This is a genomic window from Larkinella arboricola, from assembly GCF_003259745.1.
Taxonomy (GTDB): domain Bacteria; phylum Bacteroidota; class Bacteroidia; order Cytophagales; family Spirosomataceae; genus Larkinella; species Larkinella arboricola.
Genome location: NZ_QLMC01000003.1, coordinates 481462 through 505221, shown reverse-complemented (window position 1 = coordinate 505221; position 23760 = coordinate 481462). Strand labels below are relative to the sequence as shown.

Annotated in this window: 23 protein-coding genes; 7 read left to right on the top strand and 16 right to left on the bottom strand. The window is 51.7% G+C overall.

The features are described 5' to 3' along the window. Positions 1–31: 31 nt before the first annotated feature. The 4 genes from LX87_RS13465 to LX87_RS13450 form a co-directional block, all read right to left on the bottom strand. Positions 32–2503 (bottom strand): TonB-dependent receptor, encoded by a 2472-nt coding sequence (locus LX87_RS13465; RefSeq protein ID WP_111628757.1) that lies wholly within the window; start codon positions 2501–2503, stop codon positions 32–34. Positions 2504–2685: 182 nt separating this feature from the next. Next, on the bottom strand, positions 2686–3588 hold the full coding sequence (locus LX87_RS13460) for an alpha/beta hydrolase (RefSeq protein ID WP_111628756.1): 903 nt from the start codon (positions 3586–3588) through the stop codon (positions 2686–2688). 135 nt (positions 3589–3723) lie between these two features. Then, positions 3724–4698, bottom strand: coding sequence for an aldo/keto reductase (locus tag LX87_RS13455; protein WP_111628755.1), 975 nt, complete (start codon positions 4696–4698; stop codon positions 3724–3726). Between the two features lie 59 nt (positions 4699–4757). Continuing rightward, the gene (locus LX87_RS13450) at positions 4758–5804 is read right to left on the bottom strand and encodes an NAD(P)-dependent alcohol dehydrogenase (RefSeq protein ID WP_111628754.1); all 1047 of its coding nucleotides are present in this window, start codon (positions 5802–5804) and stop codon (positions 4758–4760) included. Positions 5805–6083: 279 nt separating this feature from the next. Here LX87_RS13450 and LX87_RS13445 point away from each other — a divergent pair, with 279 nt between their 5' ends. After that, entirely contained in the window at positions 6084–6473 is a 390-nt protein-coding gene (locus LX87_RS13445) for a DoxX family protein (protein ID WP_111628753.1), read from the top strand. 19 nt (positions 6474–6492) lie between these two features. Then, complete coding sequence (locus tag LX87_RS13440) at positions 6493–6816, top strand: cupin domain-containing protein (protein WP_111628752.1); 324 nt, start codon at positions 6493–6495, stop codon at positions 6814–6816. Positions 6817–6918: 102 nt separating this feature from the next. Here LX87_RS13440 and LX87_RS13435 read toward each other — a convergent pair whose 3' ends face one another. Next, the gene (locus LX87_RS13435; protein WP_111628751.1) at positions 6919–7098 is read right to left on the bottom strand and encodes a hypothetical protein; all 180 of its coding nucleotides are present in this window, start codon (positions 7096–7098) and stop codon (positions 6919–6921) included. A 238-nt stretch (positions 7099–7336) separates the two neighbouring features. On the opposite strand from LX87_RS13435, the gene LX87_RS13430 reads away from it, so the two are divergent. Next, on the top strand, positions 7337–8272 hold the full coding sequence (locus LX87_RS13430; RefSeq protein WP_111628750.1) for a ring-cleaving dioxygenase: 936 nt from the start codon (positions 7337–7339) through the stop codon (positions 8270–8272). A gap of 78 nt (positions 8273–8350) precedes the next feature. On the opposite strand, the gene LX87_RS13425 is transcribed toward LX87_RS13430, so the two are convergent. After that, positions 8351–9286 (bottom strand): NADP-dependent oxidoreductase, encoded by a 936-nt coding sequence (locus LX87_RS13425; protein WP_111628749.1) that lies wholly within the window; start codon positions 9284–9286, stop codon positions 8351–8353. A gap of 186 nt (positions 9287–9472) precedes the next feature. Between LX87_RS13425 and LX87_RS28965 the strand changes: the two genes are divergently transcribed. Next, a complete protein-coding gene (locus LX87_RS28965) occupies positions 9473–9709 on the top strand; it encodes a helix-turn-helix domain-containing protein (RefSeq protein WP_262511077.1) in 237 nt (78 codons plus the stop codon). Between the two features lie 108 nt (positions 9710–9817). On the opposite strand, the gene LX87_RS13415 is transcribed toward LX87_RS28965, so the two are convergent. Then, positions 9818–11881 carry a S9 family peptidase gene (locus LX87_RS13415; protein WP_111628748.1) on the bottom strand — a complete coding sequence of 688 codons (2064 nt, stop codon included), beginning with the start codon at positions 11879–11881 and terminating at the stop codon, positions 9818–9820. A gap of 375 nt (positions 11882–12256) precedes the next feature. Between LX87_RS13415 and LX87_RS13410 the strand changes: the two genes are divergently transcribed. The 3 genes from LX87_RS13410 to LX87_RS13400 all read left to right on the top strand — a co-directional run bounded on the left by LX87_RS13410 (position 12257) and on the right by LX87_RS13400 (position 15474). Continuing rightward, positions 12257–13381: a lactonase family protein gene (locus LX87_RS13410; protein WP_111628747.1), complete on the top strand. Its 1125-nt coding sequence runs from the start codon at positions 12257–12259 to the stop codon at positions 13379–13381. Between the two features lie 241 nt (positions 13382–13622). Then, positions 13623–14045 carry a DoxX family protein gene (locus tag LX87_RS13405; RefSeq protein WP_111628746.1) on the top strand — a complete coding sequence of 141 codons (423 nt, stop codon included), beginning with the start codon at positions 13623–13625 and terminating at the stop codon, positions 14043–14045. A gap of 91 nt (positions 14046–14136) precedes the next feature. Beyond that, complete coding sequence (locus tag LX87_RS13400; RefSeq protein ID WP_111628745.1) at positions 14137–15474, top strand: MFS transporter; 1338 nt, start codon at positions 14137–14139, stop codon at positions 15472–15474. A gap of 49 nt (positions 15475–15523) precedes the next feature. Here LX87_RS13400 and LX87_RS13395 read toward each other — a convergent pair whose 3' ends face one another. The 9 genes from LX87_RS13395 to LX87_RS13355 all read right to left on the bottom strand — a co-directional run bounded on the left by LX87_RS13395 (position 15524) and on the right by LX87_RS13355 (position 23742). Continuing rightward, positions 15524–15790, bottom strand: a complete 267-nt coding sequence (locus LX87_RS13395; protein WP_111628744.1) for a hypothetical protein — start codon at positions 15788–15790, stop codon at positions 15524–15526. A gap of 90 nt (positions 15791–15880) precedes the next feature. Continuing rightward, entirely contained in the window at positions 15881–16642 is a 762-nt protein-coding gene (locus tag LX87_RS13390) for a glycosyltransferase family 2 protein (RefSeq protein ID WP_111628743.1), read from the bottom strand. Then, positions 16639–17610 (bottom strand): glycosyltransferase family 2 protein, encoded by a 972-nt coding sequence (locus LX87_RS13385; RefSeq protein ID WP_111628742.1) that lies wholly within the window; start codon positions 17608–17610, stop codon positions 16639–16641. The genes LX87_RS13390 and LX87_RS13385 overlap by 4 nt, the downstream gene beginning before the upstream one ends. Position 17611: 1 nt before the next feature. Continuing rightward, positions 17612–18427, bottom strand: a complete 816-nt coding sequence (locus tag LX87_RS13380; protein WP_111628741.1) for a phytanoyl-CoA dioxygenase family protein — start codon at positions 18425–18427, stop codon at positions 17612–17614. A gap of 171 nt (positions 18428–18598) precedes the next feature. Continuing rightward, the gene (locus LX87_RS13375) at positions 18599–19546 is read right to left on the bottom strand and encodes a glycoside hydrolase family protein (RefSeq protein ID WP_111628740.1); all 948 of its coding nucleotides are present in this window, start codon (positions 19544–19546) and stop codon (positions 18599–18601) included. Positions 19547–19553: 7 nt separating this feature from the next. Further along, a complete protein-coding gene (locus tag LX87_RS13370) occupies positions 19554–21218 on the bottom strand; it encodes a hypothetical protein (RefSeq protein ID WP_111628739.1) in 1665 nt (554 codons plus the stop codon). A gap of 120 nt (positions 21219–21338) precedes the next feature. Beyond that, positions 21339–22412 (bottom strand): NAD-dependent epimerase/dehydratase family protein, encoded by a 1074-nt coding sequence (locus tag LX87_RS13365; protein WP_111628738.1) that lies wholly within the window; start codon positions 22410–22412, stop codon positions 21339–21341. Positions 22413–22637: 225 nt separating this feature from the next. Further along, entirely contained in the window at positions 22638–23378 is a 741-nt protein-coding gene (locus tag LX87_RS13360; RefSeq protein ID WP_111628737.1) for a glycosyltransferase family 2 protein, read from the bottom strand. Positions 23379–23496: 118 nt separating this feature from the next. After that, complete coding sequence (locus LX87_RS13355; RefSeq protein WP_111628736.1) at positions 23497–23742, bottom strand: hypothetical protein; 246 nt, start codon at positions 23740–23742, stop codon at positions 23497–23499. Between the last annotated feature and the right edge of the window lie 18 nt (positions 23743–23760).

Sequence of the window (23760 nt, the reverse complement as noted above, 5' to 3'; positions counted from 1 at the left end):
AACAAGCCGCGCCCTGACAGTCGCCAGGCTGTTATCCGCGTTTGCCGTCGTCGTTTGAAATTCTTTTCTTTTCGCGGTTCTGACCCGCATCCATTTTGCCGAACCGCCAGTTGACCGACAAACGAATGTTCCGGATCACGTTATAATTGGAGCCGTCCGACCTAAATGTGGGCGTTCGTAACAGCGTCTCGATGGTATTATAACGACGGAAGGGGTTCTCGAAATTGGCCGTTATGGTAACTTTTTGTTTTTTGAACTCCTTTCGGCCCGAAAAAGCGTAGTAATAAAAGCCCGACGACTGACCCTGCAACTGAATCCGGCGCGAACGGTAGGAGCCGTTGGCCTGAACACTGAAGTTATTGGGCAGTTGCAGCGAAGTGTTCATATTGAACTGGTAGCTCCAGTTCTCGTTATGAATCTGCAAGGCCGTACTGTTCAGAATATTGTAATTTAGACCGAACGAGCCGCTGATGGTCCACTGCTTCACCGGGCGCGCCGATCCGAACAGATTCATGCCGTAGGTTGCATTCTGGGCAATGTTCCGGTAGGTGCTGCTCGACACCCCGCTCGTATCCACCGTGGTGATGCGCTCGATGGCGTTGTTGGTTTGCCGCCCGAACAGCATCGCGTTGATGGTCGTTCCTTTTTTCGTAAACGTGCTGAACGACAACTCGACCGAGTGGGCCAGTTCAGGGTTGAGGTACGGGTTACCCGACGAAATATTTTTCGGATCGGCGTAGTTCACGTACGGGTTCAGGAAGAAAATGGATGGCCGCTGAATCCGCTGGCTGTAGTTCAGTTTCAGCCGACGTTCTTCGCCAAACCGCTTTGAAATCGTCACATTCGGCAGGAAATTCTGGTAGCGGTCGCTGAATTTTGTGCTGGTTGACACAAAATCAGCGGTAATGTTGGTCATTTCCAAACGCCCGCCCACGTTGAAGCCCCACATGTTGCCGGTACGCATCCGAAACGATGCATACGACGACCATACCCACTGCTGGTAATCAAACATATTGGCCCGGCGCGGATCGTCCTGAAAGTTCAGTGAACCATCGGACGCATTTTCCAGCCGGTAATCGCTGCCCACGTCGCGCAGAATCGCCTTGGTGCCTACTTCCAGCATTCGCCGTTTAACGGTTGAAAGCGGATAGGTGAAGTCGGTTTGCAGCGTAAATTCGTTCTGCTGGTTATCGTTGTTGTTGCGCTCGCGGTAGTCGATTACCTCGCTTTCCGGCAGCGGCATCTGATAGAGCGAATAGTTGCTGTGGTTGTTGTTGCGGTTATACTGGGCCAGAAACGTGTATTCCTGCTCCTTGCTGCGTTTGAAGGTCCGCGTATAATTGAAATTGAGGTCCATGTTCCGATTGCGGTTCTGGGTATGATTATACCGCCGGAAATACTGCGGATCGTCGGACGTAACCCGCGTGTCGCGCGTCGAGTTGGTATTCCGGGCTTCCCCACCAAAACTGGCGTCGATGCCAACGCGGTTCAGGGAATCCAGATCATAATCAATGCTGAAGGAGCCGAAACCAGAACGGCCTTTGTTCTTATAGGCGTTTATCTGCTCGATGGTGCTTATTACCTGATCACCCAGCAGATTCTGCCGGACGGACTCCGATCCTCCGTAATAGTTGTTCACGTTGCCGCCCCCGTAACCCGTAATGCTGAGTTTATCCCGTTTGAAATTGAAATTACCGCCGAGATTATTCCGACGGCTGCCAACGGAAGCATTCAGGCCGCCCGTCAGGCCCTGTAACTGATTTTTTGTAATGATGTTGATCACGCCCGCCGTGCCTTCGGCGTCGTATTTGGCCGAGGGTGCCGTCACAACCTCCACCGATTTAATCAGTTCCGCCGGAATCATTTGCAGGGCTTCGCTGATGCTGCGGGCCATGATGCTTGACGGTTTGTTGTTGATCAGAACCTTGATGCTGCTGCTGCCTTTGAGCGTTACCGTTCCGTCCGGATCAACCGTCAGCAGTGGCACTTTTTTCAGAACATCGATGGCCGAGCCTCCGGCGTTGGTCGCGTCTTTATCGGCGTTGTAAACGATGCGGTCGTCCTTGTCCTCCACCAGCGGTTTTTCCGCCGTAACAATCACTTCGTTCAGCGTGCGCGAGTCGGTTTGCATTTGCACGATACCCAGCGTGACTTCACCTCCTTCGGAACCCACGTGGACATTGTTGATGGTTTTGTTTTCGAAGCCGATGAAGCTGATGACGATCCGGTACGTGCCTTCATCCACCCCACTGATCAGGAATTTTCCGGATTCGTTGGTGGTAGTTCCGCCGATGATTTTTTCCGTTTGCGGATTCAGCAGGGCAACTGTGGCAAATTCGACGGGTTTGTTCTGCGCAGCATCCATCACCGTCCCGCTGATTTTTGCTTTCAGGCTGGCTTTAATGTTTGCCTGAATACCGGGCAGTTGCGGCATCGTTGCCGGATTTTGTGCCCGGGTGTACAGAGCAAAACACAAGAGGAGCGGGAGTAGGATTTTTTTCATACTACGGTAAAGGAATTCGGGCAAATAAAAAGGAGGTACTATGCCAACAAGGCAAATAATCTGCTAATTTACTGCTAATCGTCTAAATTCTGTGCTAATTATGAGTTACTGGAACTCCTGATAATAAGATTATCGCTTTTTTATATTTTATTACGGTTCATTCGCTGAAACGGGATGCGGAATCAGGGAGTTAACAGACCGCTTTGGTTCATCCAATGCCGGATTCTGCCAAACCACTCTTCAAAAGCCGGGGTTTTCAGATAACCGTGTTCCCCTTTCGTGTACAGGTGCAGATCAGCCGAAACGCCCTTTTTCTGGAGGGCTTCGTAAAAAATAAGGCTATTTTTGACCGGGACCACGGTATCGTCTCCGGCATGGGTGAGAAAGGCCGGTGGTGTCGATTCATCGACCTGCAATTCGTTGGAAAATAAGGTGACCTGCTCCGGTTTTGGCGAAGCGCCCAGCAAATTTTTTCGGCTGCCACTATGCCCAATTTCGTCCCGAAAACTAATAACTGGATAAATCAGAATCATAAAATCCGGCCGGACGCTGACGGTTTCGGGGTTGTCGATCACCGGTTTTTTGAAATGGGTTCCGGCGGTAGCTGCCAGGTGACCACCTGCCGAAAAGCCCATAATGCCGATTTTTTTTGAATCGACTCCCCATTCCTTGGCGCGCTGCCGAACGGTTTTCAGCGCCTGCTGGGCGTCCTGCAACGGTCCGATGGAGGGGTCGATCATGGTTTTCTCATTGGGCAGCCGGTATTTCAGGACAAAAGCCGCTACGCCCATTTTCGTGAACGCTTCGGCCACATCGTACCCTTCGCGCTTCATCACCAGAACCCCGTAGCCTCCGCCCGGACAGATAACCACGGCGGCTCCGGTGGCTTTTTCCTTCGGTGGCAGAAAGATCGACAGCGTGGGCTGAACCACATTCAATACGACCTGGTCCGACCGTTTGGTTTCTTTGACATCCGATGTTTTTGCGTTCGGTACGGAGCCGGGATACAACGGTATTTCCTGCTGTGCCAGACACAAAAAACCAGTAAACGTAAGGGCAAGGCTGAGTAGAAGGGTTTTGGGCATATTAATCAGACGTTTGACGTGGACAAAGTTGCCATTTTAAACAAAGCAATCCAGTGGCGGATGGATAAAGTTAGGCAATTTGTGCCTGTCCATAAGCTGTCGAAACCATGCGGATGTTCTCTTTCCCTTAGCCGGTTACATACCCAATACCGGGTGGGGCTGGTAGGGATCTTCCAGATACCGGATTTCTTCGTCCGACAACTTGACCGATATCGCCCCAACCGCGTCCTCGATATGGCCCGGTTTGCTGGCTCCCACAATGGGGGACGTAATAACGGGTTTGCTCAGCATCCAGGCCAGGGCAATCTGGGCCGCAGGAATGCCGCGCTGCTGGGCCATTTCCGTTACCCGGTCGGCGATGCGGAAGTCGGCTTCGCTATACAGCGATTTGCCAAACGCGTCGGTACGCGCCCGTTCGGTTTCGTTCCGTTCCTTGCTACGGCCACCCGTCAGCAGTCCCCGCGCCAGGGGCGACCAGGGAATAACGGCAATTTTTTGGTCGGCACAGAAGGGTAACATTTCCCGTTCCTCTTCCCGATAAACTAGATTGTAATGCGGCTGCATGGATACGAACCGGGTCCAGCCGCGCAGATCGGCGGTGTATTGGGCTTTGGCAAACTGCCAGCTATACATGGACGACGCGCCAATGTAGCGGGCTTTACCGGCCTTTACCACGTCATGCAGGGCTTCCATCGTTTCCTCAATGGGCGTGTTGGCGTCCCAACGGTGAATCTGGTAGAGGTCCACATAGTCCGTACCTAGTCTTCTGAGGCTGGCATCAATGGCGCTCATGATATGCTTGCGGGACAAACCCCGGTCGTTCGGGCCGGGGCCCATCGGGTTGTAGACTTTGGTAGCCAGTACGATCTCGTCGCGCCGGGCAAAGTCCCGAAGCGCCCGGCCTACTACTTCCTCACTTACACCGCCCGAATACACGTCGGCGGTGTCGAAAAAATTGATTCCCAGTTCCAGGGCTTTTTGGAGGAAAGGCCGGCTTTTCTCTTCATTCAGAGCCCAGGGCCAGCGTTCGGTAGGGGTGCCATAGGTCATCGTACCCAGACAGATCCGGGAAACCATCATGCCGGTATTACCCAATCGGATGTAATCCATACGCGTATAAACTTGGTTTGAAGATAACTAACCCGCCTGTCCTCCGTTTGTTGCCCGGCTTATTTTAACGTAGCCATGTCAATGACAAACCGGTACCGCACATCGCCTTTCAGCATCCGTTCGTAGGCCGGGTGAATGTCTTTGATGTCGATCAGTTCAATGTCCGACACAATGTTGTTTTCCGCACAGAAATCCAGCATTTCCTGCGTTTCGGCAATACCGCCAATGTTGGAACCAGCAATGCTTTTTCGACCGGGAATCAGGCTGAAGGCCGTCAGGGCGGAAGGCGTTGGCGGAGCACCTACGCAGATGTGGACACCGTCGGTTTTCAAGAGGGCCAGATACTGGTTGTAATCGTGTTCGGCGGAAACCGTGTCCAAAATAAAATCAAAATAACCCATTGCGGATTTCAACTGGGCCGGATCGCTCGTAACAATAAAGTTATGGGCTCCCAATTTTCGGGCATCTTCCTCTTTTTTCGGCGATGTGCTGAGAACGGTTACCTCCGCTCCAAACGCGACACCAAATTTGATCCCCATGTGTCCCAGGCCGCCCAGACCCAACACCGCCAGTTTATGGCCTTTGCCCACTTTCCAGTGTCTCAGCGGGGAGTAGGTTGTGATCCCGGCGCAGAGCAGGGGAGCGGTGGCCGCCAAATCCAGTTTTTCGGAGATATGAAGAACGAAATCTTCGTTCACCACGATGGTGTTGGAGTAGCCGCCGTAGGTGGGGGTTTTGTGGTCCTGCTCCAGGCTATTGTACGTGAGCGTGTTGCCGTTGAGGCAATATTGCTCCAGTCCCTTCTGACAAGACTCACAGTTACGGCAGGAGTCAACCATGCAGCCGGTACCCGCCAGATCGCCGACTTTAAACCTGGTTACCTCGCTGCCCACCGCCACAACCCGGCCAACTATCTCGTGTCCGGGCACCATCGGGAAAATCTCTCCGCCCCATTCGCCGTTGATCTGGTGGAGGTCTGAATGGCAAACCCCACAATAGGTAATATCGAACTGAACATCGTGCGGGCCAACTTCACGTCTGTCAAAATTCCAGGGGGCCAGGCCCGAATCTTTGGTTTGGGCGGCATAGCCTTTTGTTGCTATCATATGGATGTATTTAATGAGTTGCGTTGAGTAATGCGTGAAGGATGGCAGAAACTTCAGGATGAAATAATGCGGTTGGGCTGAAAAGTTTGTCCGGTATCAATTTTTTCACGCGTTCGGGTATTCAACTGCTTTGGCGCAAAAATGTGAGTTTTTGAACCGAAAATCTATTGAAAAAGTAATCTGCTGCGTAAGTACCTGCAACTACATACCGGAAAGTAAGGGGAATCGTAACAAAACGGGTTACTTCTGCTTTTATTAAAAACATCAACGTACGACGCAATGAACGAAAAGACTGCTAAAAAAATAGCCCGTATCTTTCTGGGTTCCAGTTTGATTTATGCCGGTATCAGCCACCTGACTTTTGCCCGCAAAGAATTTCAGGCTCAGGTTCCGGATTGGGTACCGTTACCCAAAGACGATACCGTTGTTTATTCAGGCATCGCTGAGGTGGCGCTGGGCAGCAGTCTGGTATTGACCGATCGGGAACATCAGCAAACCGTTGGAAAAATTGCCGCTGCCTTTTTTACGGCGGTATTTCCCGGCAATGTGTCTCAGTACGTCAATAAACGGGATGCCTTTGGGCTGGACACCGACCGGAAACGGTTTATCCGGCTGTTTTTTCAGCCCGTCCTGGTTTATTGGGCCTTGAAAAGCACGGATAACCTTTAAAACTCAGTTAACAATAGAGATGAACAATAGCGGGAATCTGTTTTCGGCAATTCCGGGCTCTTTGCCCGAGGAGTTGTTTGAGGAATTGATGGCAGGTCAGGGGATCAAAATAGAACGGATTGTCTCCAAAGGCCACGCGTCGCCGGAAGGATTCTGGTATGATCAACCCGAGAATGAATGGGTACTGGTGGTAAAAGGAGCGGCCAAACTCAGGCTCTGGGGTGAGGACGAACCGGTTACGTTGTCGGCGGGAAGTTACATCAACCTGCCCGCTCACGTCAAACACCGCGTAGAATGGACCACCGAAGAGGAGGAAACCATCTGGCTGGCCATCTTTTATTAAACAAAAGATGGCCATACGTTACCAAATGGGTGAAACAGGATACATCCCGTTTATTCGGTATCAGAAACCAGCGAAAACCGTTTAGGGCGTTTGGCGCCTGAATTATCGCTGATGTGATAATTTTCTTCTGACCGTTTCAGCCGTTCGTAAATCTTTCAGACTAATTTTAGCCCGATCCCGAAGAACCTTGCTGGCGTAAAATTGATCGGTAGCGGTATGGAGTAAAAACGCCAGCATCTGCGCTTCGCTTTCAGTCAACTCAAGTGCAATTTGTTTTTTCATGTATCTGTTGCCAATAAAATGAATGGGGGAAACCGCATTCTGTCCAATTTTTACCGGAGCGGCAAATCGGACTAAAAACCAGGCCCCGGTTACATTAATAAAACAAAATCAGTTGACATTTAGATCGTTAACGGGCCATTTTTACGGCTAAAAATACAATTTTCCTGGTTCTGAAAGGGTGCTTATTCATAACCAGGGCCGAAGCCTTTACTTCACCTGATCAACCTCACACTATCCTATGGAAGAGCAACTTTTAGGTCTTCACCACATCACCGCCATTGCCACGAGTGCGCAGCGTAATCACCGCTTTTACACGAATGTGCTGGGTTTGCGGTTCGTCAAAAAGACGGTCAATTTCGACGATCCGAATACCTATCATTTTTATTTCGGAAACGAAAATGGCGCACCGGGCACTATTCTGACCTTTTTTCCCTGGGAAGGCATCGCTCCCGGTCGCCGGGGCACGGGGATGGCAACCGAAATCGGCTATTCCGTACCGGAAGGAAGCCTTGATTTCTGGCTGAAACGGTTTGATAAATACAATGTGATCTACAACAAGCCTTCGGAACGGTTTGGCGAACGGTACCTGCCTTTTCTCGACCCGGACGGCCTGAAGCTGGAGTTGATCGTGCCCAAAACCGCCGACCTCCGCCAGCCCTGGGAAACCGGGGAGGTGAAAGCAGACATGGCCACCAAGGGATTTCACAACGTCACACTGACGCTCCAGAACATTAAGGATACGGCCGATATCCTGACCGAGGTGTTTGGCTATCAGCTCGTTGAGCAGCATGTCAATCGGTACCGCTTTGCGACCAGCGCCGTCGCGAACGCAGCCATTGTGGATCTGGTCGAAGTGCGCGGAGAAGCCAACGGGCTGGTCGCTGGCGGAACCATCCACCACGTGGCGTTCCGGGTGAAGGATGAAACTGTTCAGGAAAGTTTTCGCGAAAAGCTCGCGGATCGGGGGTTGCAGGTGACCGGGCAGATTGACCGGAATTACTTTTATTCCATCTATTTCCGCGAACCGGGCGGGGTGTTATTTGAAATTGCCACCGACAACCCCGGCTTTACGGTCGATGAACCGCTGACCGAACTGGGAACCCACCTGAAATTACCGGAGCAGTACGAAGCCCGCCGGAGCCGGATTGAACAACAGTTGCCAGTGCTGGGGTAAGACCAGAACCGGCGGCAGTCAGTTCACGGTATCTGACTGCCGCCGGAAGCCGGGCCTTTCCGATGCGGTGAAAACGGGTTACAAGACCACGACGACTTTGCCGACTGTCCGGCCGCTTTCTACCTGCTCGTGGGCTTTGGCCATGTCGGCAAACGCAAACGACTCGGACACGTGGGCTTTCAGGGTGCCCTGTTCCAGATAGTCGGCGAGGGCTTTCATGTCGTCGCCGTTCGAGCTAACCAGGAAGAAATAACCGTTTACGCCTTTGGCTTTCGCTTTTTCAGTAACGGTTTCGTTAAGCCCCGACGGAATGCTGATCAGCGTACTGCCCGGTTTGGTCACGTGCAGCGAACGGTCGATGTTGTCGCCCCCAACGGTGTCGAGCACGAAGTCGAATTGCGGTGTTGCCTGTTCCCAGTCAAAGGTGTGGTAATCAATGTGCTCATCCGCACCCAGCTGCTGAACGAAATCCCTGTTTTTAACGGAAGACGTTCCCACTACGTAGGCTCCGAGGTGTTTGGCCAGTTGCACGGTAAAATGCCCCACGCCACCAGCAGCCGCATGAACCAACACCTTCTGCCCGGGCTGGACGTTGGCGTGTTTGGCCAGCGCCTGGTAAGCCGTCAGGGCCGCCAGCGTGGCTGCGGCAGCTTCTTCGTGCGAAATATTGGCGGGCTTCAGGGCCAGTTGGCTGGCCGGTGCGGCTACGTATTCGGCGTAGGCTTTGCCGTGTCCCGGAAAATTGACCATACCGAATACCGCGTCGCCGGTTTTGAACAGGGGAGATTTGCTTTCGGTGACTACGCCGGAAATATCCCAGCCTAGAATAAGCGGACTTTCTTCCTTGATTCGGCCATAAACACCTTTTCCGGCGCGGCTTTTCACGTCAACCGGGTTGATACTGATGGCTTTTACCGCGATCAGTACGTCACCTTCTTTCAGGATTGGCGTGGCTACTTCTTCAATTTGCAGGTTCCCGGGAGCCCCAGGCTGCTTTAAGACGATTGCTTTCATGGTTTTAAAAAGTTCGATGAGGCAAAATTATACCGGATATAGCAGAAGTATCAGGAACTGGATGTTTCGGAACATACCGAGCAGAAGGCAATGGATATACGACACTACTTTCAGGATAAAATTTACGAACCCGAAAAGCTCCGAACCGAACACCTGAGCGAGCATTTCAATATTTCGACGGCTTAGTTGGGACGGTATTTTAAGCTCCACGCCAGAGAAACCATGCAGCAGTATATCGCCAGTTACAAAACCAAACTGATTGCCCACTGGCTGCAATACAGCGACAAACGCATCAACGGGATTGCCAGCGAGTTCTACTTTACCGACGAAAGCCACCTCAATAAGTTCTTCAGGAAGCAGGTCGGCCATTCGCCCCGGGAATACCGGGAACGGATGCGGCAGGCGGAGCGGGTTGGAGCCTGAAGGCAAGTCAGTGGATAAAACAGGAACACCGGCCTGGTCTGAGCCGGTGTCCCTGTTGATGGCTATGTGATGGGTGCTTACCGCTAAACCGTCCATAATCCGATTCGGCTACGGCCACACTTCCGTCGGAAACGGTTTTTCCAGCAAATACCGGTAAATAAACCGCGCGGTTTCGGCCTGTGCGTGTTTGCCCTTGGCGGTGGTGCCGAAGCCGTGCCGCGCACCGGGATAAACCATAAATTCGAAGTGCTTGCCCAGATTTTCCAGTTGATCAACGAGCTGGATGGAATTCTGCATATGAACGTTGTCGTCCATCGTTCCGTGCACAATCCGGAGTGTACCTTTCAGCCGGTCGGCGTAGGTCAGTACGGAGCTTTCCTTGTACCCTTCGGGATTCTCGGCGGGGGTGTCCATGAAACGTTCGGTGTATTCGGTATCGTACAGTTGCCAGTCCATAACCCCGAAGTTGGCAATACCGTGCGTGAACACATCGGCGCCCCGCGTCAGGGCCAGGGCCGTTACGTAACCGCCGTAGCTGCCACCCGTAATGGCGACCTTCTTCGGGTCAGCCAGGCCTTTGTCAACCAGCCATTTCACGGCAGTCTGGTAGTCCTCCATTTCCCATTTGCCCAGATTCCGGTGCATGAAGTTCTGGCCCACTTTGCCAAAATGCCCCGATCCCCGGTGGTCAATTCCGACTTGCAGCAAGCCTTCCTGAGCGTACCACTGTTCCTGGGGTGAGTAACTCCAGCGGTCGTATACGCGCCCGGCATTGGGACCGCCGTAGATGCTGATCATCACCGGATACCGTTTGCCGGGGTCGTAATTGGCCGGGTATTTAATCACCACCGGAAGTTGGAAACCGTCGGCGGTGGGCACGCGCACCAGTTCCGTGCGAGCGACCGTAAACTTGTCAAAACCCGTACCTTTCGCGTCGCCCAGTTCCCGGATGAGTTTGCCGTTTTTGTCGAGCAGCGCCATCTTCGCCGGAGTCTGAAGGTTGGAATACGTCGTGATAAAATAACTGCCGCCGGGCGATACCTGCACCTGATGGCTGAATTCTCCGAACGTCAGGCGCTGGAGTCCTTTGCCGTCCAGTTTTACCTTATAGAGATCGATGCGGGCCGAGTTTTCCTTGCGGGCTGTAAAGTACACCAGCCCGTTTTTGGCATCCACGTGCGAAACGCCCGTTACGGTATAATTTCCGCTGGTGATCGGGTTTTTCAGCTTGCCATCCATCGTGTGCAGGTAGAGGTGCATCCAGCCCGATTCGTCGCTCATGCGAATAAAATGCTTACCGTCTTTGACAAAATGGACATCCGATAGCCAGTCGACCCAGGTTTTCTGGGTTTCACTCACCAGTTCGGTTTTGTTGCCTGTCTCCGGATGGATAGCCACCAGTTTCAGCGTATCCTGTCCCCGGCTTTTCCACTGCATCCAGAGTGCTTTGGAATCTGGCGTCCAGAAGGGCGTACCGAAATAGTGATCGGCATTGGCGTCGTAGTCCGCCCACACCATTTTACCGGTAGCGACTTCTACAATAGCCATTTTTACCAGCGGGTTCGGATCGCCCGGTTTTGGATACCGCTGACGTTCCAGATAACCGTGCTGTCCTGTAGCTCCGGCAATCGGAAAAACCGGTACCCGGGTTTCGTCGAACCGCATGAACGCCAGGTATTTGCTGTCCGGCGACCACCAGAATGCCTTGTGCTGTGTATTCCGGCCCAGTACTTCCTCCCAGTACAGCCAGGCTGCGTAACCGTTGTAAACCGTCTCGGAGCCGTCGGTGGTCAGTTGTTTTTCCTGGTATTGGGTGAGGTCTTTCAGGTAAAGATTCTTACTGTCGCGGGTAAACGCCAGCCATTTTCCATCGGGCGAAAAAGTTGGGTTTTGGCCCCCTTCTCCGGTGAGTGCGGACATGGGCGGATGGATCGTCCAGCCGCCTTTTAGTCTAAATTCACTCCCCTGACCGGTTTTTACGTCTACCGAATATTCTTTCTCATTTTTAACGAGCAGGTAATGCGAATCGTCGGCCCAGTCCCGGATGGTCGGCAGGGCTTGAAGAAGGTTGGTTTTTTCGTTTTTAAATAGCTGCGCAGGGGTAAACGGTTGTTTTTGAGCGTATCCGATACCGATGGACAGCAGGAAAAAAAGTAAAAGTTTAAAGCGCATGGAGTCAATAAATTGTTTAGGTTGATGAGTGGACCGGTTTTTTCAGGCTGGCAAAAGTTACTTTTTTCGGCCACAAAACCAAGACTATGCAGGCAATCCGCCAGCAACTTTCAGAACGTATCAATACCCGTTCTGTAGCCATGTCAAGCCATCCTCTACCCAGACGGTTCCGTTGTCTGTGCATCTGGCACCCGGCGGAGGCTTTGTCGTTCAGCTCCAAAAAAAGGTCGGCAAACAGTTGCTTTTCGCGTCCAAACCGCTCCCTTCCCCGTGCTGAAGCCGAAGGAGGACAGCCCATATCGAAAGAAACAACCGGCATAGGCCCGCTGGCTTGTCCTTTTTGTTAGTTTTGTGACCGACTCATTTCCCTTGACTATGAAAAAACTGGTTTTATTAATTGCCCTGCTCATGAGTTCTCTGGCAAAGGCTCAATCGCCCAAAGAAATCCTTTACGTCGGGACCTACTCGACCCGGGGCAGCGAAGGAATCTACGTGCTGGAATTCGACCGTGCTTCCGGTTCACTGAAGCAGCTCCAGACGGTTTCGAACGCCAAAAGCCCCTCGTTTCTTGCGATTCACCCCAGCGGCAAGTATCTGTATTCCGTCAACGAAGCTGCGGCCAACTCCGGTGGGGTGAGTTCGTATTCCATCGAGCCCAAAACCGGCAAACTGACCATGATGAACCAACAATCGTCGCACGGACGCGGGCCTTGCCACATTGCCGTCGATCAGACCGGCAAGCTGGCCTTTGTCTCGAACTACGGCGGGGGCACGTTCACGGTTCTGCCCATTCAGAACGATGGTAGGCTGGGAGCCGCCACCGATACGCTGAAATACGAAGGGAAAGGGGCTCACCCCCAGCGGCAGGACAAACCGCACATTCACTCGGCCACCGTTTCGCCTAACAACCGTTTCGTGTACGTCTGCGACCTGGGTACCGACAAGGTGTATATCTACGAGTTTGACAAAACCAGCGGCAAAGTAAAACCGGCGGTAACTCCGTACGCCAGCGTGGCACCAGGCTCGGGACCGCGTCATATCGCCATTCACCCTACTGGCAAGTACCTGTATCTGGTGGAAGAGATTAACTCGAGCGTTGCCACCTTCGCCATCGATAACAAAACGGGTGCGCTGACGCTCTTGCAGGATAACGTAAAAACGCTGCCCGCCGATTTTACGGGCAATAATACCAGCGCCGATATTCATACAGACCCCAAAGGCAAATTCCTTTATCAGTCGAACCGGGGGTACGATGGGCTGGCGATTCTGTCCATTGCCAACGACGGGAAAGTAACGCTGGTTGGGCAGCAACCGACCGAGGGGAAAACGCCCCGCAATTTCATGATCGACCCCAAAGGAGAATACGCCTTTGCCGCCAATCAGGATACCGACAACATTGTGGTCTACAAACTTGACGGCAAAACCGGTCGATTAACGCCAACCGGTACGCAGATAAAAGTTCCTGCGCCGGTTTGTCTCAAACTGTTTACGGTACGTTAAGCCGGGCTGAACAGCGAATTTTGGGTCAGGATTTTTGCTAATCCTGACCTTATTTTTTGTCAGCTTTCGACGGTATGGCCCGTCGCACCGGGCTTGTTCTGACGGAAGTTATCATGCCCTGAAAGAGGTTCGGAAACTTGTCGCAATGCGCCCCCAGAATGTCGTTTTTACACACCATCCACGTTTGGACGGGGTCGTACATTTGTCCTGTTATGCTAACGAAACAACAAATTTTACGACCATGAAAAAGACGAAAATTCTGTACTGGGTTTTTACGGGTCTGTTTGCGTTTATCATGCTCGGTTCGGCTATTCCTGATATTCTGGTGGTACCAATGGCCGTACAAGGCTTTAAAGAAATGGGGCTCCCGGCTTATCTGGTTCCTTTTTTAGGCTGGGCGAAGCTCTTCGGGGTCGGTGCCATGCTGATACCGGGTCTCCCCCGACTTAAGGAGTGGGCCTATGCCGGCTTAATGATCGATCTGGTGGGCGCTACGTACTGCGTTTACAGCGCCGGAAAAACACCGACGGATTGGCTGCCCATGCTGGTTTTTCTGGGCCTGGGAGCCGCATCGTACTTTTTCTACCACAAAAAACAGGAAACCGTCGCACTGGGATCGTCCGGAACGGGTTTCTGGCAACCAAATTCATTTCGTACGGTTTAAACTATTCTGCCAGGAGAAGAAGTTATAGCATGGTCTGGTACTGGATCATGCTATAACTTTTTACCGAGCCTCGGGGTGGTAAAAACCTTTTATGAACAACCGCTTTTATCTTCTTCTGGCAAACACGCTGGTGGCCTCCCTGACCAACTCGTGCGTCTGGTATGCGCTTACCTTCTGGTTGTACCTGGAAACCAAATCGGTGGTGGCGACATCCGTAATGGCCGGGATTTACCTGGGAACGGTGGCCTTTTCCGGTTTCTTTCTGGGGTCGCTGGTGGATCATTACCGCAAGAAAACTGTCATGATGGGGTCGAGTCTGTGTTCGCTCGGGTTCTATCTGCTCGCCCTGCTTCTGTACAGCGTGACGCCCTCTTCGGTCTTTTCTAACCCGACCAGTCTGTCGCTCTGGGCGTTTATTTTGCTGGGGCTTCTGGGGGCCATTGTCGGTAATGTTCGTAGCATCGCGATTTCAACGCTGGTAACCCTGCTGATTGAAGAAGGCCAGCGGGACCGGGCCAATGGGCTGGTTGGTACGGCCAACGGAGTGTCGTTTCTGGTGGCTTCCCTGTTCAGTGGTTTAGCAATCGCTTTTCTGGGCGTTTTCTGGATGCTGGTACTGGCTATTGCGCTCACCGGCCTGGTTGTTGTTCACTTGTGGACGGTTTCGGTTCCGGAATCAGAAATTGTGGTAGCCGAAACCGATCAGTCGGCTAGCACTCGGCGCATTGATATTTGGGGAACGCTGAAAGCAATTCAGCAGATTCCGGGCCTACTGGCGCTCATCTTTTTCAACACGCTGAACAACTTTCTGGGTGGTGTTTTTATGTCGCTGATGGATGCATACGGTTTGTCGCTCGTGTCGGTGCAGGTCTGGGGAATGCTGTGGGGTTTTTTGAGTCTGGGCTTTATCGTTGGCGGTCTAGTGGTTTCCCGGAAAGGGCTTGGTGCTAAACCGTTGAAAACGCTCTTTGTGGCCAATATTATTATGTGGGCCATCTGTGTTTTCTTCACCATTCAGGCGTCCATCATCCTGCTTTCGGTGGGCTTATTCATCTATATGTGCCTGATTCCGGTAGTGGAGGCTGCCGAGCAAACCATCATTCAGAAACTGATTTCGCCCGAACGACAAGGGCGGGTTTTCGGCTTTGCCCAGAGTGTTGAACAGGCGGCTTCGCCGATTACGGCTTTTATCATTGGGCCGATTGCCGAGTTGGTTTTTATCCCGTTTATGACTTCGGGGGCAGGTGTGGAGCTACTGGGAGGCTGGTTTGGAACGGGCAAAGACCGGGGGCTGGCCCTGTTGTTTACCGTTACCGGCCTGATCGGGCTGGTTATTACACTGCTCGCCATGCGTTCCAGGTCATACGGTATTCTTTCCCGAAAGTATCAACAGTTTTCGACGGAATCGGCCGTGGCCGAATCGCCATAAGGGGTATCGGTTAACCATCAAAAAGGGCGCTGAAAGCGCCCTTTTTGAATTAGTGTCCTCCGCCGTACGACGGTTTATCGAGTTGCGGTTTTCCGTCCCGGTTTCGGTTGGGATGCGTTTCCCGCACATTGGGTGCAACCTGATCTTCCTCGCCATCCAGGTATTTATCTTCGAGGTCGGTCGGTGCAATGTCCTGTATCTCCTCGTCCGGAATCTGGCTACCGGGGCCGCTGGTTCCGCGGACTGATTGATCCCCCAAACCAGCCGGACTGATTGCCTGTTTCGCGTCTATTTCCTCTTTGCTCTTCTCAGCCATGGTTCTGATCTTTTCTGGTGAAAAAGAAATTTGTTTTATAGATAACCAGCAAAGACTGTTACTGTTTGAACGATTGGCAAGATTTTCGGTTTATCGGCTGACCGGTGCCACGGGTTTTGTCTTTTTCCGGAAATCGCCCCGCGAGAAGAATTTCTCAATCAGACAATAAAGCAGAATAAAGAAATACCGGCTGCCCATTTCCTTGATTTTCAGCTTCGATTCACCGTATTTCCGGTTGGTCCAGCTATTGGGCACTACGGCGTAATTGTAACCCCGTACAATTGCTTTCAGGGGTAATTCGACCGTCAGGTTGAAGTGGGGCGACAAAAACGGCTTCAATCCCTCCATCGTTTCGCGTTTGTAGAGCTTGAACGCATTGGTGGTATCGTTATACCGAATGCCCATCAGGACCCGGACGATGAAATTGGCCACCCGGTTGATCACCTTTTTTAACTCCGGGTAGTCGACTACCTTGCCGCCCTTGTTCCACCGGCTGCCGAAAACGCAGTCGTAGTCGCCTTCGAGCATTTTGTTATAAAACCTGACCAGATCCTCCGGATCGTCGGACATATCGGCCATGAATATCGCCACGCAGTCGCCCGTAAACCGCTCCAGCCCGTAGCGGACAGCGTAACCAAAACCGTTTGGCCCCGGATTGGTGTAGTAAACCAGCGTCGGAATTTCGTACGTCAGTTGTTGCAGCACCTGCGCGGTCTGGTCCTTGGAGTTGTCGTTGGTAACGCAGATTTCGTGCGGAATACCGTGTTTCGACAAGGTCTGGTACAAGGACCGCAAGGTTTCTGGAATGGATTCCTGCTCGTTGTAGGCCGGAATAACTACGCTTAATTTCATGATCGGTCCATTAGTCGGTAAGGCATTAAGCGGATGGCGCTGTACAACTTGAATACGGGCGCTGGCATAACGTACTTCTGAATAACTTCTTTGGCAACCTGTCCCTTGGGCCTTCCCAGGTAGAGGAATTTTAAGGCGGCACCCGCCCGCCGGAAATAACTGTCTTTGTACTGCTTCGCTTCCAGCATCATTTTATAATACCGGGCGATGTTTTTGCGAAGAACTTTGTCGTATTTATAATCCAGTTCGCGGTTGATGTTTGAATACATCAGAATCCGGTTGTCCAGAAATTTCTTGTCCAGCACGTTATCGGCGTAACTGACTCCGGCGATGTTTTTCCGGTAAACAGACATAATCTCGTCAATATACCCAATTGGACCGGCTTTTGCCAGCAGAATGTTCCGCGGAATGTCGCCACTCTGGGATTTATAGTACCATTCGGGATACTCGGGAATGGCATTTTTCCGGAACATGATGCTGGAGGTGGCCATGAAAAAAATCTCATCTTCACCAATCAGATCATCGACGGTATAAAACGGTTTTTTGTCGGTAACCAGAATGACCGGCTCGTAATGCTCGTCATCAAAAACAATCCGGGCATTCGTGAAGCAGGCCGAATATTCCGGATGCTGATCGAGCATCTCTACCTGTTTCTGCAATTTATGGGGGCTGGTCCAGTAATCGTCCCCGTCCATTTGCGCAATGTACTCCCCCCGGGCGGCTTTAAACGTGCTGAGGGCGTTGTACATGCCGTTGTTCCCCATATTGGTTGGATGCAGCAGCAGCCGGATTTTGTCGGGGTAGCGGGCCTGGTATTCGAGCAGAATTTCGCGGGTATTATCTTTCGACAAATCGTCACCCACAATCACTTCAAAGTCGAAGTTCGTTTGCTGACTTAGCACACTATCCAGCGTTTGCCGAACGAATTTGGCGTGGTTGTAGGTGACGATTGAAACGCTTACTTTCATCTTAATTGAAAATTTCATTCATCTGACTCACCGCCGGAAAATCGGGGGTAATCAGTTCAGCCTGCGGCTTGTATATATAGGCTAACGGATAGCCGCGCTCAATGAATGTGTTTTCCAGTAAGTTATTATAACGAAGCTGCACCGACCACCGGATGGATTCCGTCGAGTTGATACCGGAGCGGTGTACCAGAAAAGCGGAGAAAAACAGCACATCACCCACTTCAAACTCCAGTTGCTGCCATTCGTCCTGTAAAAGCTCGTCCGGAATGGTGCCGATGTAATCGACTGAAGACGATTCATACAAGCCGTTGCGGTGGCTGCGCGGCAGAACCTGAAGAGCCCCCAGATCGGCCCCGGCCGGAACCAGCGGGAACCACACCACCACACTGTCGAGCGAACCCTGGCCCGTGCGCCAGTCCTGGTGAGCGCCCAAGCGCCAGTAATCATCGCGTTTGGCGAGGTGACGGCTGTTGAAAAGCATGGCCGGACGAACGCCGATGACGGGATAATCCAGACCCAGTTCCTTCAGCGTATCCGTAATGCGGGAATCGGTGCCGAGCCGGTGCAGCGAAACCATGTGCTGAACCTGCTTGCCGGTATTGGCAAACGCCGTAAAGTCGGCGGCAAAGAATTCGTACATCGCCTTTTCAAACGCCGGCTGATCGTCGATGTCCACCGATTTGCCCAGTGTCCGCTGAATCTGATAGGCAAAAATCTGACGCCCTTCGCGGTGAATGGCCGTTACCAGATCTTTATCCAGAAAATTTTTCAGCAGAACATAACCTTCCTGCTTGTATGAGTCGCGCAGTGATGACATAATGGTATGAATGTGTCTAAAATAGTACTAAACTAATTCAAGCAGGTATGAACATACCTTAACAAAGGTACCTTGCCCCACTGGTAATGTCAACTTACTCAAGGGTATTTTAATAAACGGGATGTCCTGGTAATCAATTGCAACCGTAAGTTATTATGGACTAATCCGTTATTAATTGCTTTCCTGAACGGCGTACCCGAAGCCGGCCGCTCCGAAACCGTTACCGTTGTAGAGCATTGTCCACTTGCCCTGATGCCGGAACAAATGGCAATAATCCATCATAGCAGAATCCCAGCCGTCCGCCGAACGCTCGATGCCTGCCTGCTCGTCCTTCCGCTCCCAGGTAATTCCATCTTTAGACTCGGCATAACCAATTCGGTAACTTTTTTCAACGCTGGTCCGGAAGTCGGTGGCGCTGCGGTACGAATAGTACATTTTGTACAAATCCCTGTCTTTCACCACCGCCGGTCGGCCAATCGCATCCGTAAATTCATTGTAACCAACACAGACAATGCCTTTGCGTTCCCACGTGATACCGTCTTTTGACTCGGCGTATTTTACGTCGTAAAACGGCTCGGGGTGGTTGTTGATGATTTCAATTTTGGTGCAGGACAGATACCACATCCGCCAGCGTTCGGTGCCATCGGTATTGGTTTCGACCATCACGCAGGGCTGCGCTACCCAGACCTGATCGTAAATCGAACGGTCAAGCAACGGTCCGTCGTAGGCCCGCTCGAAGGTCAGTCCCCCGTCGCGGCTGATGGCCAGACCAATTCCAAGCCGATACCAGGCCGTTTCGCTTTTATTCCAGCCCGTGTAGTACAGCCAGATCTCATCCCCCCGTTTAAGGAACCACGATGGCATGGCGCCGGTTTCGTCAAACATACCGACGGCTCCCTTGGTCAGACAGGGTTTATCATGTACATACAGCACCTTCGACAAATCGTTGGCATCCAGTTCGACGAACGACGTGGACGAAGCCCGGTTTTCATCGCGGGTGGCAAAATAAACCCGCAGCCGTTCCTCATTGAGCGGAAAAGCAAACGGAACCTGTGCGTGTGTGCGGCTAAACGGCCGTTGGCCGTCGGTTTTGTAAATCAGTCCTTTTTTTGTCCACATAGATTGGCTATGGTTGTTGATAACGGTCGGTGCGGACGTAAATCCGGGTGTTTTCCACATCGCCTATATATCGATAATTAGCATCAATAAAACGTTTTAATTCCGGAAAGTTCTCGTACCCCTGCGTCGCCCGGTTATTAAGCCAGAACGAATTGGGGCCGACGGCGTCCGCAAAAACCGGCGGCCGGGAGGTCTGAATGTTGCGCAGATACCGGGCACGGTGCCGACTTTGCGCTTCCGGGCTGCCCAGCATACACCGGATCGTATGATTATCGGCAACACCCTGCGGCATCTGGGTCTGAATGTTGTACGTGGGTGCCCAGCCCCATACCACCAAATCTTCACCCGGCCGGGCGTATTTCAGTATTTCACGCGCCGGGGTTGAAACAAAAAGTGTACGAAATCCGAACGGTTGCTGACGCAATGCATTCAATGGCTCTTTGGCCAGGTCTCCCCGTTGCAGTGCAGATTTTATGCCAATCGAAACCAGAATCAGCAGTACCCAGACCAGCGTGTGAAAAGGAGCCTGTAAGCTGTCAATAAGCCAGGCATTGAGGAGACAGACTGGAAAGATCAGGTACAGCAGATAGTGGCCGAATTCGTTGCCTGGCTTGATGACGGCATAACCTGCCGTTATGATGGAAGCCAGAGCAAAAATGAGCAGACCGTTGTGTTTTTTTCTGCCTTCGGAAAAAAGTACCCAGCCCAGAAGCAGGGCGAACGATTGGATCAGAAAAAACAAAAAATCAAGGTTGTGATAGACGTAAACCGGAAACCGCAGCAGATAGTCCCAGAAACTGGCTCCGGCGCTGTAGTTAAGATTGCCGAAGAGATAAAATTGCAGGAAATCGTCGAAGACCTCGAATTGCCAGGTCAGGAACACGACCAGCAGCGGAAAGGCCAGACCACCCGCCAGCAACCCGCCGAAAGCTACCCAGAACTGGGCGGGGTCCAGCCGCTTGCGCAGACCCAGCAAGCCGATTAAGGCAGCCGCAGCAATGACCAGCGCCGGAGGAGCACCCTGCAATTTGGCAAAAGGAACCAGGCTACAGATAAAACCAAGAACGAACAGACCGCTAACGGAATCGAACGACTGCCGTTTCCAGAGCCGGGAATACTGCCAGAAAGCCAGTCCCAGCAGTGCCAGAGAGAGTTGTTCGTTGGTGGCGTGGAGAAAGTCGAGTTGGTAGGCAAACGCCAGAAATGCAACGCCCGGAAGAAGGGCGAGCCGGGCCGTACGGGGCCTGAAGAAGTTCTCCAGAGTAAAATAGCCGGTGATGACGCTGACCAGCAGGCATAAAAAGCCTGTCCGGCGAATGGCCAGGTAGTCGAGTGCAGAACCCCAATAGGCCGGGATAGAAGCGAAATACGAACTCAGTGGTCCCATCGTCGCGCCGTCGGTCGATCGCCAGTAGACGGGGTGATGCCAGAGGGTGATAGCCTGCGAGAGCATCTGACTTTCGTCAGGATTGAGTTCGCGGTTGAAGAAGAGCAGAAGCAGCCGATTGGTCACCAGCAGACCGACCAATACTACCAGCAGGCCAAGTTGTTGCCAGCGGGACAACCGGTGTCGAAAATCACTTGCAATGAATAAACCGCCGACAATCAGAAACGCGAGCCAACCTGCTACTTCCCAGAAAACGGGGTTTTTTAACAAATTTGCGGCAAGCATAGTAAAGATTTAAAGCCGAAGCCGAATGCCCTCTGAGGCAAGTTGGAGGGAATACCTAGAAAAAAGCAAGTGCATCAGATACCGAAATGGCCTGATACACTTGCCTTTAAGGACATTATTTTATTTCTGGAGCAGAATCCGCTGAGCCATGCTGTCGTGGATTTGTACCAGCGTTTGTTTCAGGTCATACGTCCAGTTCCAGTCGGGATAATGCGCCTTGAATTTCGACAGGTCCGAAATATACCAGATGTGGTCACCGATGCGGTTGGTTTCCGAATAGCTGTAGCTCATTTTATTACCCGAAATCTCTTCGCAAATGGCAATGGCTTCCAGCATTGAACAGTTGGCGTGTCGGCCACCGCCCGCGTTATAGACTTCGCCCGCCCGCGGATTCTGGTAGTAATGCCAGAACATATTCACCAGGTCGTAGCTGTGAATGTTGTCGCGAACCTGCTTGCCTTTGTAACCGAAGATGGTGTAGTGGTTGCCGGTAATCGCACACTTCATCAGATACGACAGAAAACCGTGTAACTGAGCGCCCGAGTGGTTCGGCCCTGTCAGACAGCCGCCCCGGAAAATACCGGTTTTCATGCCAAAATACCGTCCGTACTCCTGCACCAGAACGTCCGCAGCCACTTTCGACGCACCAAACAGCGAGTGCTTGGTATGGTCAATCGACATATACTCATCGATACCGTTGGTGAAGTAGGGGTGGTTTTCGTCAATTTCCCAGCGGGTTTCCGTTTCGATCAGCGGCAGGTAGTTCGGATTGTCGCCGTAGACTTTGTTGGTCGAAGTGAAAATGAAAACCGCTTCCGGGCAGTTTTGCCGCGTCATTTCCAGCAGATTCAGCGTACCGGTGGCGTTTACCGAAAAGTCGGTAAAGGGCTCACGGGCTGCCCAGTCGTGGCTGGGTTGAGCCGCTGTATGAACGATCAGCGTAATGTCGGTACCGTATTTTTTGAAGATCGGCTCCAGCTCTTCTACCTTACGAATGTCGGCGGTGTAGTGCTCATAATTCGGATACGCTTCCTTCAGGCGGTTGCGATTCCATTCGGTCGAGCCGTCCGCTCCAAAAAAATATTGGCGCAGGTTGTTATCCACACCAATCACTAAATCAAACTTATCGGCGAAGAAGGCTACAGACTCACTACCAATCAATCCGGCGGAACCCGTCACTAAGGCTATGTTCATAAATTCTGATGTTTACGGAAAAGTACAAGATTTTGAAATATAAGCACGTCTTGAAATGAGTGAGTCTGAAGGCAGACAAGTGCTTCCAATGCTTGATTTACAATAAAATGATACGCAAAATTAGTATATTTTAACTAAGCGCAAGACCCGCTGGCTAAAAACGGTCTTGTTATCGCACAATATATGGAAAATACTGACTTGTAAGATATTAAAAGATTATTAGAGTTATTTTAGCACTTTCCAGTTCATAAGGCCCCACTTGGTAAGCCGGTACAACAGGGATACTTTCAATACACCCAAACCGTAAATGCTGCTCCGTCGGAAATTGATGGAGGAGGCTTCTTCGAAATATTTGGTGGGGCAGGTTACTTCGGCAATCTCATACCCTTTGTAGAAGATCTGGGCGATCATCTCATTGTCGAAAATGAAGTCGTCGGAGTTATGCGTAAAATCCAGACTCCGAAGTACTTCGCCCGAAAACGCCCGGTAGCCGGTATGATATTCCGACAGCTTCTGGTTCAGAAGCAGATTCTGGGTAAACGTCAGGAAGCGGTTGGCAATATACTTATACATGGGCATACCGCCTTTCAGGGCACCTTTTCCCAGAATCCGTGAGCCGAAAACCACCGGGTACAGTTCATTGCCAATGATGCTGACCATCGCCGTAATGAGCTTCGGCGTGTACTGGTAATCCGGATGGAGCATGACCACAATATCCCCGCCCAGTTCAATTGCCTTGGCGTAGCAGGATTTCTGGTTGCCGCCGTAACCCCGGTTTTTTTCGTGGCGAATGATATGCCGGATGCCCAGCCGCCGGGCTTCTTCAACGGTATTGTCGGGGCTGGCGTCATCTACCAGAATTACCTCGTCGATGAGGTCAAACGGTATTTCACGAAAGGTGCGTTCAAGCGTTAATGCTGCCCGGTATGCGGGCAGTACGACGATTGCTTTTTTGCCATTATACATAAGCCGAAACGATAGTTTTCTTGTACAACATTAAAGGCTTATGAGATAGGGCTAACCTTTGAAAGGCTTGTTTTCTAATTAAAGGCACGGTGTGGAAAAGGGATAAGGAAAAGGGCAATTAATTGCCCTGAGAACCTTGACTAAACAATTTCTGACGAATCTTATTGGTGCGATCGGCCAGTTCCGGACGGGCAGGATATTGACGCTTCGTCTGCACAGCGGGTGAATCCAGGCCCGGACCGTATACATACTTATCGCCCTGCCGGTAATCTCGTTGGCGAATCGTATTATATTTCTGATAATCACAGGATGCCAGCAAACCAACAACCAGTAAAAATACTCCTTTATTCAAAAGCCCTTTCATACAAATCATTTTGCAAAA